Origin of the sequence: Aeromonas sp. FDAARGOS 1409 (assembly GCF_019048705.1) — a bacterium.
Lineage (GTDB): Bacteria > Pseudomonadota > Gammaproteobacteria > Enterobacterales > Aeromonadaceae > Aeromonas > Aeromonas sanarellii.
On sequence record NZ_CP077395.1, the window covers coordinates 3,413,884 to 3,426,931 of the forward strand.

Below are 13,048 nucleotides of genomic sequence, written 5' to 3' on the forward strand. Positions count from 1 at the left end.
ATGATGGGGAGGGGCGCCGTCGGCAGGCCCTCGTGGTGCGCGGTATTCTAGCCGCCCCCGTCGCCCTTGGCGAGATGTGCCGGCACCAATAAAAAACCGGATCCTGGCAAAGGATCCGGTCTTCATTGGGGGAAAGGGTCGCGCATGGGGCGTCAGCTCATCCCTTCTTGTCGTCGGCGAAGGTGATGTTGAGCTCCAGCACCGACAGCTCGTCGCTCTTCTTGTCGAGCTGGACCGTGATCTTGTCAGGGTCTATCTCCACGTATTTGCGGATCACGTCGAGGATGTCCTGCTTGAGCTGGGGCAGGTAATCCGGCCCCCCTCTGGATGAGCGCTCGTGGGCGACGATGATCTGCAACCGCTCTTTGGCCAGTTGTGCGGTGTTCTGTTTCTTGTTGGAACGAAAATAATCCAATAATGACATGTTTAACTCCCGAACAGTCGGCTAAAGAAGCCCTTCTTCTCTTCTTCCAGAAAACGAAAATCCTTGGTGTCACCCAGCAGGCGCGCGACGGCGTCCTCATAGGCCTGGCCGGCATCGGACTCCTTGTCCAGGATCACCGGCTCGCCGGAGTTGGAGGCGCGCAGCACCGCCTGGGACTCCGGGATCACCCCGAGCAGTTTGATGGCCAGGATCTCCTGCACGTCCTGCACGCTCAGCATGTCGCCACGGTTGACGCGGGTCGGGCAGTAGCGGGTCAGCAGCAGGTGCTCCTTGATGGGATCCTCGCCACGCTCGGCACGGCGGGACTTGGAGGCCAGGATGCCGAGGATGCGATCGGAATCGCGCACGGAAGAGACTTCCGGGTTGGTGGTGACGATGGCCTCGTCGGCGAAGTAGAGCGCCATCAGGGCGCCAGACTCGATGCCGGCGGGGGAGTCGCAGACGATGTAGTCGAACTTCATCTCTGCCAGCTGATCCAGGATCTTCTCGACCCCGTCACGGGTCAGGGCGTCCTTGTCCCGGGTCTGGGAGGCGGGCAGGATGAACAGATTTTCGCAGCGCTTGTCCTTGATGAGGGCCTGGTTGAGGTTGGCTTCCCCGTTGATGACGTTGACGAAGTCATACACCACGCGGCGCTCGCAGCCCATGATGAGATCCAGGTTTCTCAGGCCAATGTCAAAATCGATGACCACTGTCTTGTGGCCACGCTGGGCTAAACCGGTACTCAGGGCCGCGCTGGTTGTGGTCTTGCCAACGCCACCTTTGCCCGATGTAACGACTATGATTCGCGCCATTCTCGCTTCCTTGTAACTCTATTTGATTCGGTCTATACGAAGTTGTTCGTTGTCCAGCCGGATATGGACTGGCTCTTGGATCAGGCCTGCCGGCAATGCATCGCTGAGCTGGAAAGTGCCCGCGATGGAGAGCAGCTCGGCCTGCAATTGCTGGCAATAAATGCGGGCCTGGGGATTGCCCTTGGCCCCCGCGATGGCACGGCCACGCAGGGCGCCATAAACATGGATGCTGTCGTCGGCGATGACCTCGGCGCCCGGGCTCACCGAGCCCAGTACCACCAGGGAGGTGCCGGCGGCATAGATCTGCTGGCCGGAGCGCACCGGCCCGACGTGGACCTTGCTCGCCTCCAGGGGGGCCTGAACGGGGGCGACTGGTGTTGCCTCAGGTTCGGGGGGCGGCGCGGGTGCCACGGGCTCGGCCTTGCGGCTCTTGCCCGAGACCAACACCGCGAGACCGGCCGCCTTGGCCGCCGTCTTCATCGCCTCGTCCCGGGTCCCTGTGATGCCGACCAGCACGAAATCCTCCGACTCGACCAGCTCCTTGAGCTGTTCGAAATCCGGGATCTCGGTGAGGCGTTCCACATTGAGGACGAGGGGGGCACAATTAAAAAACTGGGGGGCCTGCGCGACCTTGGCCTCCAGCAGTTGCCGGATCCGGGCCGGATTGCCATCGCTGAGATGCAACACAGAAATAGTGAAGGTGGTCCCTTTCAATTCGTTATCGCGTTCAACCATGAATCTTCCCCGAACCGAGACGGCAATACGTTATTGTTATTCAATTCCTGATGTTATAGTTTGCCACCACCAGAGGCAATAAACCCGTCGGATTATATCAAGTTCCATGTTGTGTGCAGTCTATAAAAGTCGCAAAAAAGCCGAGACCTATCTCTTTATTGAAAGAAGAGAGGACTTTTCCCGGGTGCCAGAGGCACTGATGAGTACCTTCGGGCGTCCCGAGCTGGTCCTGATGACCAAACTGGACCCGGCCAAACCCCTGGGGCTGGCCTCGACCGAGCGGGTGATGGCCGCCCTGAAGAGCCAGGGCTTCTACCTGCAGGTACCGCCCCCGCCGGAAAACCTGCTGGAGCAGCACAAGGCGCAATTGAAGGCCTCATCCTGATGCGGGGTCGGCTGGCGCTGCTATTGCTCGGCGGTTTGTTGAGCGCGCCACTGCAGGCCAGCCCCGACTTCGCACGCTATGTCGAGGGCCTCAAACAGGAGGCGGTGACAGCGGGGATCCCGGCCGCCACCGTGCAGGCCGCCTTTGCCGATGTCCGCCTCATCGAGGCGGCGATCCGGCACGACAAAAACCAGCCGGAATTCAAATTGACGCTGGACACATATATTCCCCGCGCGGTGCCGGAATGGAAAGTCAAGCAAGCCAACGCCTTATATCGCCAGCATTTGCCGCTGCTCACAAAAATAGGCCGTGAATATGGGGTGCAACCCCGTTTTATTGTCGCCCTGTGGGGAATTGAAACCAATTTCGGCAAATTGACCGGTAATTTCCCGCTGATCTCCTCCCTGGCGACCCTGGCCTGGGACGGACGACGGGAAGCTTTCTTCAAGGATCAACTGTTCGATGCCCTTCGCATCCTGGAGCAGGGGCATGTGAGCCCGGCCGCCTTCCAGGGATCCTGGGCGGGGGCCATGGGGCAGGTGCAGTTCATGCCCTCCTCCTTCCTCGCATACGCGGTGGATCAGGACGGGGATGGCAGGAAGGATCTGTGGGGAAATCTCGCGGATGTCTTTGGATCCGCTGCCAATTATCTGCACCGGAACGGCTGGCGCGAGGACGAGACCTGGGGTCGGCGGGTGAGGGTGCCCGGTGATCTCGATCCTGCCCTGCTGGGGCTTGAGACCCGCAAGCCGCTCTCGGCCTGGCAGGCGCTGGGGGTGCGGCAACTGGACGGCTCCCCCCTGCCCAGGGTCGACATGCAGGCCTCCCTCATCCGCCCCGACGATATTCACGGGCGCAGCTACCTCGCCTACGACAATTACCGGGTGCTGCGTCACTGGAACCGCTCACCCTATTTCGTGGTGGCCGTCGGCACCCTGGCCGATCGCATCGGGGAATAGTCGCCTCTTGCTCCCTCACTGACCCACCCCTCATGGCCACCCGCATCGGGTCGCTTGTCGCCTGTTTTTTCTCTTTGCTTCTCTATCAAACGCGCCTTAATCAAGGGCTTTGCTCAGCAAGCCCGTGAAATAACGACCAAAAAAAAAGCGGGAATATATCCCGCTCTCTTCATGTCATCGCGATCCGGATTTAGTCGCAGGCAACCTGCATCACCTTGATGGCCAGGCCACCGCGGGAAGTCTCGCGGTACTTGGAGTCCATGTCCTTGCCGGTGATGTACATGGTCTCGATCACCTTGTCGAGGGACACCCGCGGCTTGGAGGTGCGACGCAGGGCCATGCGGGAGGCGTTGACCGCCTTCATGGCGGCGATGGCGTTGCGCTCGATGCAGGGTACCTGTACCTGGCCGGCCACCGGGTCGCAGGTCAGACCCAGGTTGTGTTCCATGCCGATCTCGGCGGCTTCACAGACGTGCTCCGGGCTGCCGCCCATCAGCTCGGTCAGGCCGGCGGCGGCCATGGAGCAGGAGACGCCCACTTCACCCTGGCAGCCCACTTCGGCGCCGGAGATGGAGGCGTTCATCTTGTAGAGCATGCCGACGGCGGCGGCGGCCAGATAGAAGCGGGTGTACTCGTCGCGACCCACCGGCTGGATGAACTTGTCATAGTAGGCCAGCACGGCCGGGATGATGCCGGCGGCACCGTTGGTCGGCGCGGTGACGACGCGGCCACCGGCGGCGTTCTCCTCGCTCACCGCCAGGGCGAACATGTTGACCCAGTCCACGATGTTCATGGGATCGTTGGAGAGGTTCTCGTTGGTGGTCAGCTGGCGATAGAGCGGCGCGGCACGGCGCGGTACCCGCAGCGGGCCGGAGAGCACGCCCTCGGTGCGGCAGCCGCGCTCGATCCCTTCACGCATGGTGGTCCAGATCTTGCCGAGCTTCTTGTAGATCTCTTCCGGGGTGTTGAAGCACTTCTCGTTCTCCATCATCAGGGCGGAGATGGAGAGGCCGCTCTGGCCGCAATGGGCGAGCAGTTCGGCCGCGCTCTTGAACGGGTAGCTGACGGCCATGTCGCCGCTGTCACCCTTGCCGAAGTTCTCTTCGTCGACGATGAAGCCGCCACCGATGGAGTAGTAGGTCTTGCTGTAGATGGCCTCGTCTTCGATAAAGGCGGTCAGCTTCATGCCGTTCTCGTGCAGGGGCAGGGCCTCGTCATGGAACACCATGGCCCCCTTCGGGAAGCTGACGGTGTGGCAGTGCAGGCCGATGGGCAGGCGCCCGGTCTGCTCGACCCGGGAGATGAACTCGGGAATGGCGTCGATGTCGACGTTTTCCGGCAGGTTGCCCGCCAGGCCCATGATGATGGCGGTATCCGTGTGGTGGCCCTTGCCGGTCCAGGAGAGGGAGCCGTAGACATCGACCTGGATCCGGGTGATGTCACGGATCTTGCCGCCAGCACGCAGTTCATCCACGAACTGTTTGGCAGCCTTCATGGGGCCGACAGTGTGGGAAGAGGAGGGGCCAACACCGATTTTGAAGATATCAAAAACGCTGATCATGTAACAATTACCTCAGGGTAGAAGGGGGCGCCATGCCCGCTCGCAGAAAGGGGATCCATGGGACGGGTCTGTCGTCACAAAGGCCAGGGAACCGGATAACCACAGTGTAACGGCTCTATGCCTAAAAAAAGTTGAAACAGATCTATTTTTGTTGAATTCGCGGCGCGAGTATAAAATTTATTTTGATGGTTATCCATTTTGTTAAGCGCCGTGCAAACGTTTTGCAAAAAAATACCCGGCAAGGCCGGGTAGTTGAGTGTCGTATGTGGCTGGTTTACGGCGCATTAACATTCGGTGATGTTGACGGCGAGGCCGCCACGGGCGGTTTCCTTGTATTTGGTTTTCATGTCGTTGCCGGTCTCCCACATGGTTCTGATCACCTTGTCCAGGGACACCTTGTGTTCGCCGGTGCCGCGCAGGGCGAGCCGGGCGGCATTGATCGCCTTGACCGCCCCCATGGCGTTGCGCTCGATGCAGGGCACCTGCACCAGGCCGCCGATGGGATCGCACGTCAAACCTAAGTTGTGCTCCATGCCGATCTCGGCGGCGTTCTCGACGATGGCCGGGCTGGCCCCCAGCAGCTCGGCCAGGGCGCCGGCGGCCATGGAGCAGGCGACGCCCACCTCGCCCTGGCAGCCCACCTCCGCCCCCGACAGGGAGGCGTTCTTCTTGTAGAGGATGCCGATGGCGGCGGCGGTGAGGAAGTACTGCATCAGCAGATCGTCATCCACCTTGCGCACGAAGCGATCATAGTAGTGCAGCACGGCGGGGATGATGCCGGCGGCGCCGTTGGTGGGGGCCGTCACCACCCGGCCGCCGGCGGCGTTCTCCTCGTTGACGGCCAGGGCAAACAGGTCCACCCACTCCATCACCATCAGGGGATCCTTGTTGAAGCTGGTCTCGCCACAGAGCTGGCGATAGAGGGCGGGGGCCCGGCGCTTCACCTTGAGGCCGCCGGGCAGCACCCCCTCGCTCCTGCAACCGCGCTCGACACAGCTCTGCATCGCCTGCCAGATCTTGCGCAGGCCCGCCTTTATCTCCGCCTCGCTGCGAAACACCTTCTCGTTGGCCAGCATCAGCCCCGAGATGGAGAGGCCGCTCTCCTGACACTGGGCCAGCAGCTCGGCACCGCTCTCGAACGGGTAGGGGATGGGGTGGGCGGCATCGAAGCGGGCGGCCTCTTCCCGGGCATTGGCGAAGTGGCTCTCCTCGATGATGAAGCCGCCGCCGATGGAGTAGTAGGTCTGCTCGAAGATCAGGGTCTCGCCGTCGAAGGCACGCAACGTCATGCCGTTGGAGTGGGCGGGCAGGGTCTTGCGCCGGTTGAAGAGGATGGCGCCGACCCGGGGAAACTGGCTCGGCTGTTCCCCCCCGAGGCGCAGGCTCTGACTGTGCTCCACCTGGTCGAGGAAGGCGGGAATGGCTTCGATATCCACGGACTCGGGTTCAAAACCCGCCAGCCCCAGGATGATGGCCTTGCCTGTGCCGTGCCCCTTGCCGGTCTGACCCAGTGAGCCGTAACACTCGGTGACGACGCGCCCGGTACGGGAGAGGAGTGCGTTCTGCTTGAGGGCGTGGACGAAGGCGAAGGCGGCCCGCATCGGCCCCACGGTATGGGAGGAGGAGGGGCCTATCCCGATGGAAAACAGGTCGAAGACACTGATCATGACGTACTCCAATTATGGATTTCGTCTAAACATTGTAAATTTTTTGTAGTCGTTGAAAAGGGGGGAAAGGGCGGGGTGTGATGGCGGTGCGAAAATGGGGTCAGGGTGAAGAGCGCCATGAGAGCCGGTCCGGCATCCCACGGCGCCCGTGACGCCATCAGTCGAGGAACTCGCACAGATAGGCGGTGGCGATCTTCACTTCCAGCTTGAACGAGGAGTGACCGGCCACGTCGAAGGACTCGCCCTGATGGTAGGTGTGCCACTCATCCTCGTCGGCCAGCTGGATGGTGAGGGCGCCCTTGATCACCGTCATGCGTTCCGGGGCGGCGGTGTTGAACAGGTACTCACCCGCTTCCATCACACCGACCGTGGCCTTCTCGCTTTTTTGCTCGAAACCGATAGATTTAACATTTCCGTCAAAATACTCGTTAACTTTCAGCATCTTTTCTTCCCTGTATGCACGTTTGCAAGGCCAACGTAGCACACTGTTTTGGTCTTTGTCATGGTGAAATCGGTGAAAACCGATGAGGTTCCTATGAGGCTCCGTTTTTTCGGAGATATGAAAAATTCGATCCGTTCAGGAATCGGGATGTTAAACGGCATGCAAATATGAGATAAAGCGCACCGCCAGAGCAATGGAGAGGATTTGACGCTCTGGGTGGTCATTTACGCTGCAAAAGTGTGAGTAATTGCTAAATAAAGGAACATTCTGTGTTAACGAAAGGATTAATCAAAAATATCGGCTTCCAGGTCGTGGTTGCCATGGTGCTGGGTGCGCTGGCGGGGGCGCTCATGGGAGAGCAGGCCACGGTGTTTGCGCCGCTCGGCACCCTGTTTATCCAGTTGATCAAGATGCTGGTGATCCCGCTGGTGGCGGTCGCCATCCTGTCCGGTGCCGCCAACCTGGGCGCGAGCCCCGCCGCGGGCAAGATAGGGGTGACCACGCTCGCCTTCTTCCTCATTACCTCAGCCCTGGCGGTGTTCCTGGCCCTGGTGATGGGGCAGATCTTCAAGCCCGGCGTCGGCGTGGACTTCGGCTCCACCGCGGCCATGTTCTCCGGTGACTACGCCGACAAGGGCGAACTGCCCGATGCGATCGCCACCCTGCTCGGCATGATCCCGACCAACGTGTTCAGCGCCCTGAACGAGGCGAACATCCTGCAGATCCTGGTGTTCTGCATGTTCCTCGGCATCGCCCTGGCCAAGCAGCCCCGCGAGCGCGCCAAGCCGCTGGTGGACGGGCTCAACACCCTGGTGGACGCCTTCGTCTGGATGATCAACAAGGTGATGCTGATTGCCCCCATCGGGGTATTCGGCCTGATGGCCGACGCCATCGGCACCTATGGCTTCGACGTGCTGACCCTGGTGCTCAAGCTGTTCGTGGTCTATGTCGCCGCCATCCTGATCTTCGGCTTCGTGGTCTATCCGCTGCTCATCGCGTTCTTCTCCAACACGCCGGTACGCAAGTACTTCTCGGCGATGAAGAAGCCGCAGATCGTGGCCTTCTCCACCGCCTCGTCCATGGCGACCCTGCCGGTCAACATGGAGACCTGCGAGCGCGATCTGAAGGTGACCAACGCCACCGCGTCCTTCGTGCTGCCGCTCGGCGCCACCATCAACATGAGCGGCAACGCCATCTATTACGGCCTGGTCGCCATCTTCTTCGCCCAGGTCTACAACATCGATCTCTCCATGGGAGCCTGGGCGGCGATCATCGTCACCTCCACCCTGGGTGCCATCGGTCAGGCCGGCGTGCCGGGCCCGAGCTTCCTGGTGGTCGCCGTGCTGCTGGCGGCCGGGATCCCCATCGAGGGTCTGCCGCTGCTGTTCGCGCTGGATCGCCTTTTCGACATGATCCGGACCGCGCTGAACATCACCGGCGATGCGGCCTGCGCCATCATCGTCGATCGCTACAGCCCGGATTACGATCCGGATCGCTGGAGCAAGGAGGCCTGATACCGGGCCAGGCGTGATAAACAGAAGAGGGAGGCCAAGTGCCTCCCTCTTCTTTTCCCCGTGTTCTCCGTCAGCCCGGGCGAACGCCCCGAGTTCAGGCGCCCAGCTGGGCCAGGGCCTGTCGGCAGCGCTGCTCGGCCGCCTCCAGCTCCAGCAGCACCATCTGAATGTCTTCGAGCTGCTGCTGCAGCGTCTCCCGCTTGTCGGCCACCAGTCCCAGCATGGTCTGCAACTGGGAGCGGCTGCTCTTGTCCGCGTCGTAGAGATCGAACAGCTCGCGAATGTCCGCCAGGCTGAAGCCCAGCCGCTTGCCGCGCAGGGTCAGCTTGAGGCGTACCCTGTCCTGACGGCTGTAGATCCGGGTCTGCCCCTGGCGGGTCGGGTTCAGCAACCCCTGATCCTCGTAGAAGCGGATGCTGCGGGTGGTCACATCGAACTCGCGGGCCAGTTCGCTGATGCTGAAGGTACGGCTCTCATCCTTGGATTTGGTCATAGGGCTGTCTTGGCTGTCATCTGATTGTCAATGCAGGCTGGCACCTTACCCAAACGTCAACTTCCCCGCAAGTCTTGTTCCGGTGACGGCGGCGGCATATGTTATCCCAATGTAACAAGGAGAGTGCTATCGATGGATATCGTGATTGTTGCGGCCAAACGTACCCCCATGGGGGCTTTTCAGGGAGCCCTGAGCGGTCTGACGGCTCCCGAGCTCGGCGCCTGCGCCATCCGCGCCGCGCTGACGGCGGCGGGCATTGATGGGGACAGGGTCGATGAGGTCTACTTCGGCAACGTGCTGAGTGCCGGGGTCGGGCAGGCCCCGGCCCGCCAGGCGGCGCTCAAGGCCGGGCTGCCGGACAGCGTGCCCTGCACCACCCTGAACAAGGTGTGCGGCTCCGGCATGAAGGCGGTGATGCTGGCGGCGGACAGCCTGCGCCTGGGGGAAGCCGAGGTGGTGGTGGCGGGGGGCATGGAGAGCATGAGCCGGGCCCCCTATCTGCTGGACAAGGCGCGCAGCGGTTATCGCATGGGCCATTCGACCGTGCTGGATCACATGTTCCTCGACGGCTTGCAGGATGCCTACGAGGGGCAGCTGATGGGGCACTATGCCCAGCTCTGCGCGGACCGGGCCGGGTTGACCCGGGCCGACATGGATGCCTTCGCCATCGCCTCCCTGGAGCGGGCCCTGGCGGCGCAGCAGAGTGGCGCCTTCCAGGCAGAGCTGGCGCCCGTGATGGCCGCTGATGCCCTGCTGCTGGCCGATGACGAGCAACCGGGCAAGGCCAGGCCCGACAAGATACCGACCCTGAAACCGGCCTTCAGCAAGACCGGCACCATCACGGCGGCCAACGCCAGCTCCATCTCGGACGGGGCGGCGGCGCTGGTGCTGATGCGGGCCGAGACCGCCGAGCGCCTGGGGTTGTCCGTGCTTGCCAGGGTGGTGGGCTACCAGAGCCATGCCGCCCTGCCGGCGGAGTTTACCAGCGCCCCCGTCGGCGCCATCGACAAGCTGCTGGCCCGGGTGGGCTGGTCGGTGGAGGAAGTGGATCTGTTCGAGGTGAACGAGGCCTTCGCCATGGTGAGCATGCTGGCCATGGCGGGCTGCGGCATCCCCCATCACAAGCTGAACGTGAACGGCGGGGCCTGCGCGCTGGGGCATCCCCTCGGGGCCAGCGGCGCCCGCATCCTGGTGACCCTGGTTCACGCCCTGCGCACGCGCGGGCTCAAGCGGGGGGTGGCGAGTCTGTGCATCGGGGGCGGGGAGGCGACCGCCATAGCCATCGAGCTGGGCTGACGCCAGACAACGGACTCGGGCACGATGGTCCTGCACGATGAAATGACAACGTCCCTCCATGAGGGACGTTGTCATTTAGAGGTGAGGGAGAGGGGTCTATTCCACCCCCATGGCCTGGAGCTGCTGATCGACCCAGGCGGTGGCGGTCAGATAGAGGTGGCTGACCTTCTCCTCGTTGAGGCCGAGGCGGACAGTGCTGGCGGCGATCCGCTGCCAGTTGGCCTTCTCGTACTCTTCACAGAACGCGAGGTAGAAGCCCAGATTGCCCGTGCGCGCCAGCAGGGCGGCGCGAATGTCGTCGGTCAGGGGGATGGTGCCGAGCAGTTGCTCCAGCGGCTGCCCCATCAGCACGTCCAAGAGGGAGAAGAGTCCGGTGATGAAGGCCTGCTGTGCCTGCTGGGCGGGGCCGTGGGTCTGTGCCAGCAGCTCGCAGAACCGGGCCCGGATGAGGGACATCTGGTAGAGCTCGGCACTCTTGTCGTGACCGGCGCTGGTGGCGGCGATGAGGGCCACGAAGCGCTTCAGCTGGGCGTGGCCCAGGGAGCTGGCGGCCTGGCGAAAGGAGGCGATGGGCTGGGGAAAGCGCTTGAGGTGGTTGACGTAGCGCAGCAGCTTGAGGGAGAGGGAGAGATCCTGATTGAGCAGCCGCTCTATCCTGTCCAGATCCGGCTCGGGCTGGTTGACTACCTCCAGCAGCTGCATCACCACCAGCTGGGCCGGCGGCATGGCAGGTTGCTGCACCATCTGGGGAAGGCTGAAGAAGAAGCCCTGGAACAGGGTGACGCCGAGCCGCTTCATCTGCTCAAACTCGGCCTGATCCTCCACCTTCTCGGCGAGATAGGTCAGGGGCAGGTGGCGATGGCTCGCCATGAACCGCTCGATGCAGGGGAGCGGCGTGCTGCGCAGATCGAACTTGATGATGTGGATATAGGGAAGGAACCTGTCCCACTCCGAGACCAGGGTGAAGTCGTCCAGCGCCAGCCGATAGCCCAGCTCGTAGAGCTGGATCACCTTGGCCAGGAGGGCGTCATCGGGCTCGGCGTCTTCCAGTATCTCGATGACGACCTTGTCATGGGGAAGGCATTCGGCCAGGCCATCCAGCAGCAGGGAGTGGGGGAAGTTGATGAAGCAGGGGTGCCCGCCCAGCAGGTGATCGATGTTCTGCTGCAGAAACTGTTCGGCCACCAGTCGGGAGGTGGCCTGCTGTGCCGAGACGGGGGGAAACACGTTGTCCAGGCTGTCGCGAAACAGCAGCTCATAGGCTTGGGTTCTCAACTCCCGATCCAGAATGGGCTGCCTTGCTACATAGGAATACATGCATCTCTCCACCATGGGTGCAGGCTTGATTCTATGGTGAAGCGGATCACTATGCCAGTGTCGAGCGGGTCGAGACGGTCAACAACTGGCAGAGTGTTGCACGGCAGGATTTGGGGTCAGAAGAGGTAGTTGAGCTGCAGGCCGGCCAGCCAGGCGTCCCCTTCCGAAGTGCCCTGGAAGGTGGAGGTGGTTTGCGGCACGCCGGGCTTGAGCTGCAGGGTCTCGCTCACATCCACCTTCTTGCCGTCGATCAGGGTGAGGCCGACGTCCAGCGACAGATTGCGATCTATCTGGTAGCCCACCCCGGCGCTGTACCAGATCCGGTCCGAGTCGGGGATGGAGATGGTGCGGCGATCGGCGGGCACCGGGCTGCGATCATAGGCAAGGCCGGAGCGCAGCTGCCACTGGGGCGCCGGCTGGTAGGTCAGGCCGAGGGCGTAGCGCCAGCTGTCTTCCCAGTGCTCGTCCTTGATATGCATGGTGCCATAGTGATCGAGCTCGGATTCGAGCTGCACGAACTTGCTCCAGTTGGTCCAGTTGATGCTCGAGTGCAGCGCCAGGGACGGGGTCAGCTGATGGAACAGGGCCAGCTCGGCGGTGGCGGGCAGGGGCAGATCCAGGCTGCCGGTGTCGGTGAAGGTGCGACCCTGCAGATCCGTGCCGACGGCGTCGCCTGAGAGGGTCAGGTTCACGTCGTGGCGATAGGAGAGACCGATGCGGGTGGCCTGTGACAGCTCAAGCAGGGTGCCCAGGTGCCAGCCGAGGGCCCAGCCGTCCCCCTTGAGGTGCTTGGCTATCTTGTTGTTGGAGGGGAAGGTGCCGCCCACTTCCCCCTCCCCATGGATGGCGGAGAGGCCGGCCCCGAGGCTCCAGCTGTCGCTGATGCGGTAGGCCAGGGAGGCCCCCAGATCCACCGTCTTGATGTCGGAAACGTTGCCGAAGTGGCCGGCGTTGTAGTTATCCGGCATCTGGATGCCGAGGCCGTAGTAGGAGGTTGCCGCCAGACCCAGCCACCACTGTTCATTCAGGGGAAGGATGAGGTAGGCGTTGGGGACCCAGGCATTGTCCGCGATGTCGTGGGCGCTGGCGTCGAGGGCCACCGGCCCCGTGGCGGTGGGGACCCGGGTCACTCCCTCGATGTTGACGTCGGGCTGAATATGGATGACGCCACCGGAGAAGGCGGTGCGATCGAAGCGGGTCATGGTGGCGGCGTTGCGGGCGAGCACGCTGGCATTGTCGGCGATGGCGGCTTCGCCTGCGAAGGCACGCCCCAGGCCGGTGGCCGATTGCTCCGCCAGCTGGAAGCCGGCGCCCTGGGCATGGCCAGACAACAGCAGCAGGGCGATGAGGGAGGGTTTGATGGTCGGATGCATGGCTTGTCCTCGGAGTGAACTGGACGTTCATTCTGTTATTCGGTTGGGGCCGGGATTTTATATGGTA

General features: G+C 62.5%; 13 protein-coding genes. 4 read left to right on the plus strand and 9 right to left on the minus strand.

Going from position 1 to position 13,048, the window contains the following annotated elements; all coding sequences use genetic code 11:
- Nucleotides 1–157: 157 nt before the first annotated feature.
- Genes minE through minC form a run of 3 tightly spaced genes read right to left on the minus strand, consistent with a single transcriptional unit; the run spans nucleotide 158 to nucleotide 1,974 of the window.
- Nucleotides 158–424 carry a cell division topological specificity factor MinE gene (gene minE, locus I6L39_RS16055; RefSeq protein ID WP_042075683.1) on the minus strand — a complete coding sequence of 89 codons (267 nt, stop codon included), beginning with the start codon at nucleotides 422–424 and terminating at the stop codon, nucleotides 158–160.
- Between the two features lie 2 nt (nucleotides 425–426).
- The gene (gene minD, locus I6L39_RS16060; RefSeq protein ID WP_042075682.1) at nucleotides 427–1,239 is read right to left on the minus strand and encodes a septum site-determining protein MinD; all 813 of its coding nucleotides are present in this window, start codon (nucleotides 1,237–1,239) and stop codon (nucleotides 427–429) included.
- An 18-nt stretch (nucleotides 1,240–1,257) separates the two neighbouring features.
- The gene (gene minC, locus I6L39_RS16065) at nucleotides 1,258–1,974 is read right to left on the minus strand and encodes a septum site-determining protein MinC (protein ID WP_216990207.1); all 717 of its coding nucleotides are present in this window, start codon (nucleotides 1,972–1,974) and stop codon (nucleotides 1,258–1,260) included.
- A gap of 106 nt (nucleotides 1,975–2,080) precedes the next feature.
- On the opposite strand from minC, the gene I6L39_RS16070 reads away from it, so the two are divergent.
- Both I6L39_RS16070 and I6L39_RS16075 read left to right on the plus strand, forming a co-directional pair.
- Nucleotides 2,081–2,359 carry a YcgL domain-containing protein gene (locus tag I6L39_RS16070; protein WP_042075678.1) on the plus strand — a complete coding sequence of 93 codons (279 nt, stop codon included), beginning with the start codon at nucleotides 2,081–2,083 and terminating at the stop codon, nucleotides 2,357–2,359.
- Nucleotides 2,359–3,318, plus strand: a complete 960-nt coding sequence (locus I6L39_RS16075) for a lytic transglycosylase domain-containing protein (RefSeq protein WP_216990208.1) — start codon at nucleotides 2,359–2,361, stop codon at nucleotides 3,316–3,318. Before I6L39_RS16070 ends, I6L39_RS16075 begins: the two co-directional genes overlap by 1 nt.
- A gap of 190 nt (nucleotides 3,319–3,508) precedes the next feature.
- Here the strand turns inward: I6L39_RS16075 and I6L39_RS16080 are convergent, their stop codons facing one another.
- The 3 genes from I6L39_RS16080 to I6L39_RS16090 all read right to left on the minus strand — a co-directional run bounded on the left by I6L39_RS16080 (nucleotide 3,509) and on the right by I6L39_RS16090 (nucleotide 6,988).
- Nucleotides 3,509–4,879, minus strand: coding sequence for an L-serine ammonia-lyase (locus I6L39_RS16080; protein WP_042075674.1), 1,371 nt, complete (start codon nucleotides 4,877–4,879; stop codon nucleotides 3,509–3,511).
- A 284-nt stretch (nucleotides 4,880–5,163) separates the two neighbouring features.
- Entirely contained in the window at nucleotides 5,164–6,546 is a 1,383-nt protein-coding gene (locus I6L39_RS16085; protein WP_209792187.1) for an L-serine ammonia-lyase, read from the minus strand.
- 157 nt (nucleotides 6,547–6,703) lie between these two features.
- Nucleotides 6,704–6,988, minus strand: a complete 285-nt coding sequence (locus I6L39_RS16090; RefSeq protein WP_216990209.1) for a pyrimidine/purine nucleoside phosphorylase — start codon at nucleotides 6,986–6,988, stop codon at nucleotides 6,704–6,706.
- A 269-nt stretch (nucleotides 6,989–7,257) separates the two neighbouring features.
- Between I6L39_RS16090 and I6L39_RS16095 the strand changes: the two genes are divergently transcribed.
- Nucleotides 7,258–8,502, plus strand: a complete 1,245-nt coding sequence (locus tag I6L39_RS16095) for a dicarboxylate/amino acid:cation symporter (protein WP_042075668.1) — start codon at nucleotides 7,258–7,260, stop codon at nucleotides 8,500–8,502.
- A 94-nt stretch (nucleotides 8,503–8,596) separates the two neighbouring features.
- On the opposite strand, the gene I6L39_RS16100 is transcribed toward I6L39_RS16095, so the two are convergent.
- On the minus strand, nucleotides 8,597–8,995 hold the full coding sequence (locus tag I6L39_RS16100; protein WP_042075666.1) for a MerR family DNA-binding transcriptional regulator: 399 nt from the start codon (nucleotides 8,993–8,995) through the stop codon (nucleotides 8,597–8,599).
- A 132-nt stretch (nucleotides 8,996–9,127) separates the two neighbouring features.
- Between I6L39_RS16100 and I6L39_RS16105 the strand changes: the two genes are divergently transcribed.
- Entirely contained in the window at nucleotides 9,128–10,291 is a 1,164-nt protein-coding gene (locus tag I6L39_RS16105; protein ID WP_216990210.1) for an acetyl-CoA C-acyltransferase, read from the plus strand.
- A 96-nt stretch (nucleotides 10,292–10,387) separates the two neighbouring features.
- On the opposite strand, the gene I6L39_RS16110 is transcribed toward I6L39_RS16105, so the two are convergent.
- Nucleotides 10,388–11,608 carry an EAL and HDOD domain-containing protein gene (locus tag I6L39_RS16110; RefSeq protein WP_216990211.1) on the minus strand — a complete coding sequence of 407 codons (1,221 nt, stop codon included), beginning with the start codon at nucleotides 11,606–11,608 and terminating at the stop codon, nucleotides 10,388–10,390.
- 116 nt (nucleotides 11,609–11,724) lie between these two features.
- The gene (locus I6L39_RS16115) at nucleotides 11,725–12,981 is read right to left on the minus strand and encodes an OmpP1/FadL family transporter (protein ID WP_216990212.1); all 1,257 of its coding nucleotides are present in this window, start codon (nucleotides 12,979–12,981) and stop codon (nucleotides 11,725–11,727) included.
- Nucleotides 12,982–13,048: the final 67 nt, after the last annotated feature.

Excerpts from the sequence above, each read along its gene's own strand:
- minE (WP_042075683.1), bottom strand. The coding sequence starts at position 424 with ATGTCATTATTGGATTATTTTCGTTCCAACAAGAAACAGAACACCGCA.
- I6L39_RS16115 (WP_216990212.1), bottom strand. The coding sequence starts at position 12,981 with ATGCATCCGACCATCAAACCCTCCCTCATCGCCCTGCTGCTGTTGTCT.
- minD (WP_042075682.1), bottom strand. The coding sequence starts at position 1,239 with ATGGCGCGAATCATAGTCGTTACATCGGGCAAAGGTGGCGTTGGCAAG.
- I6L39_RS16080 (WP_042075674.1), bottom strand. The coding sequence starts at position 4,879 with ATGATCAGCGTTTTTGATATCTTCAAAATCGGTGTTGGCCCCTCCTCT.
- I6L39_RS16075 (WP_216990208.1), top strand. The coding sequence starts at position 2,359 with ATGCGGGGTCGGCTGGCGCTGCTATTGCTCGGCGGTTTGTTGAGCGCG.
- I6L39_RS16110 (WP_216990211.1), bottom strand. The coding sequence starts at position 11,608 with ATGTATTCCTATGTAGCAAGGCAGCCCATTCTGGATCGGGAGTTGAGA.
- I6L39_RS16105 (WP_216990210.1), top strand. The coding sequence starts at position 9,128 with ATGGATATCGTGATTGTTGCGGCCAAACGTACCCCCATGGGGGCTTTT.
- I6L39_RS16070 (WP_042075678.1), top strand. The coding sequence starts at position 2,081 with ATGTTGTGTGCAGTCTATAAAAGTCGCAAAAAAGCCGAGACCTATCTC.
- minC (WP_216990207.1), bottom strand. The coding sequence starts at position 1,974 with ATGGTTGAACGCGATAACGAATTGAAAGGGACCACCTTCACTATTTCT.
- I6L39_RS16100 (WP_042075666.1), bottom strand. The coding sequence starts at position 8,995 with ATGACCAAATCCAAGGATGAGAGCCGTACCTTCAGCATCAGCGAACTG.
- I6L39_RS16085 (WP_209792187.1), bottom strand. The coding sequence starts at position 6,546 with ATGATCAGTGTCTTCGACCTGTTTTCCATCGGGATAGGCCCCTCCTCC.
- I6L39_RS16090 (WP_216990209.1), bottom strand. The coding sequence starts at position 6,988 with ATGCTGAAAGTTAACGAGTATTTTGACGGAAATGTTAAATCTATCGGT.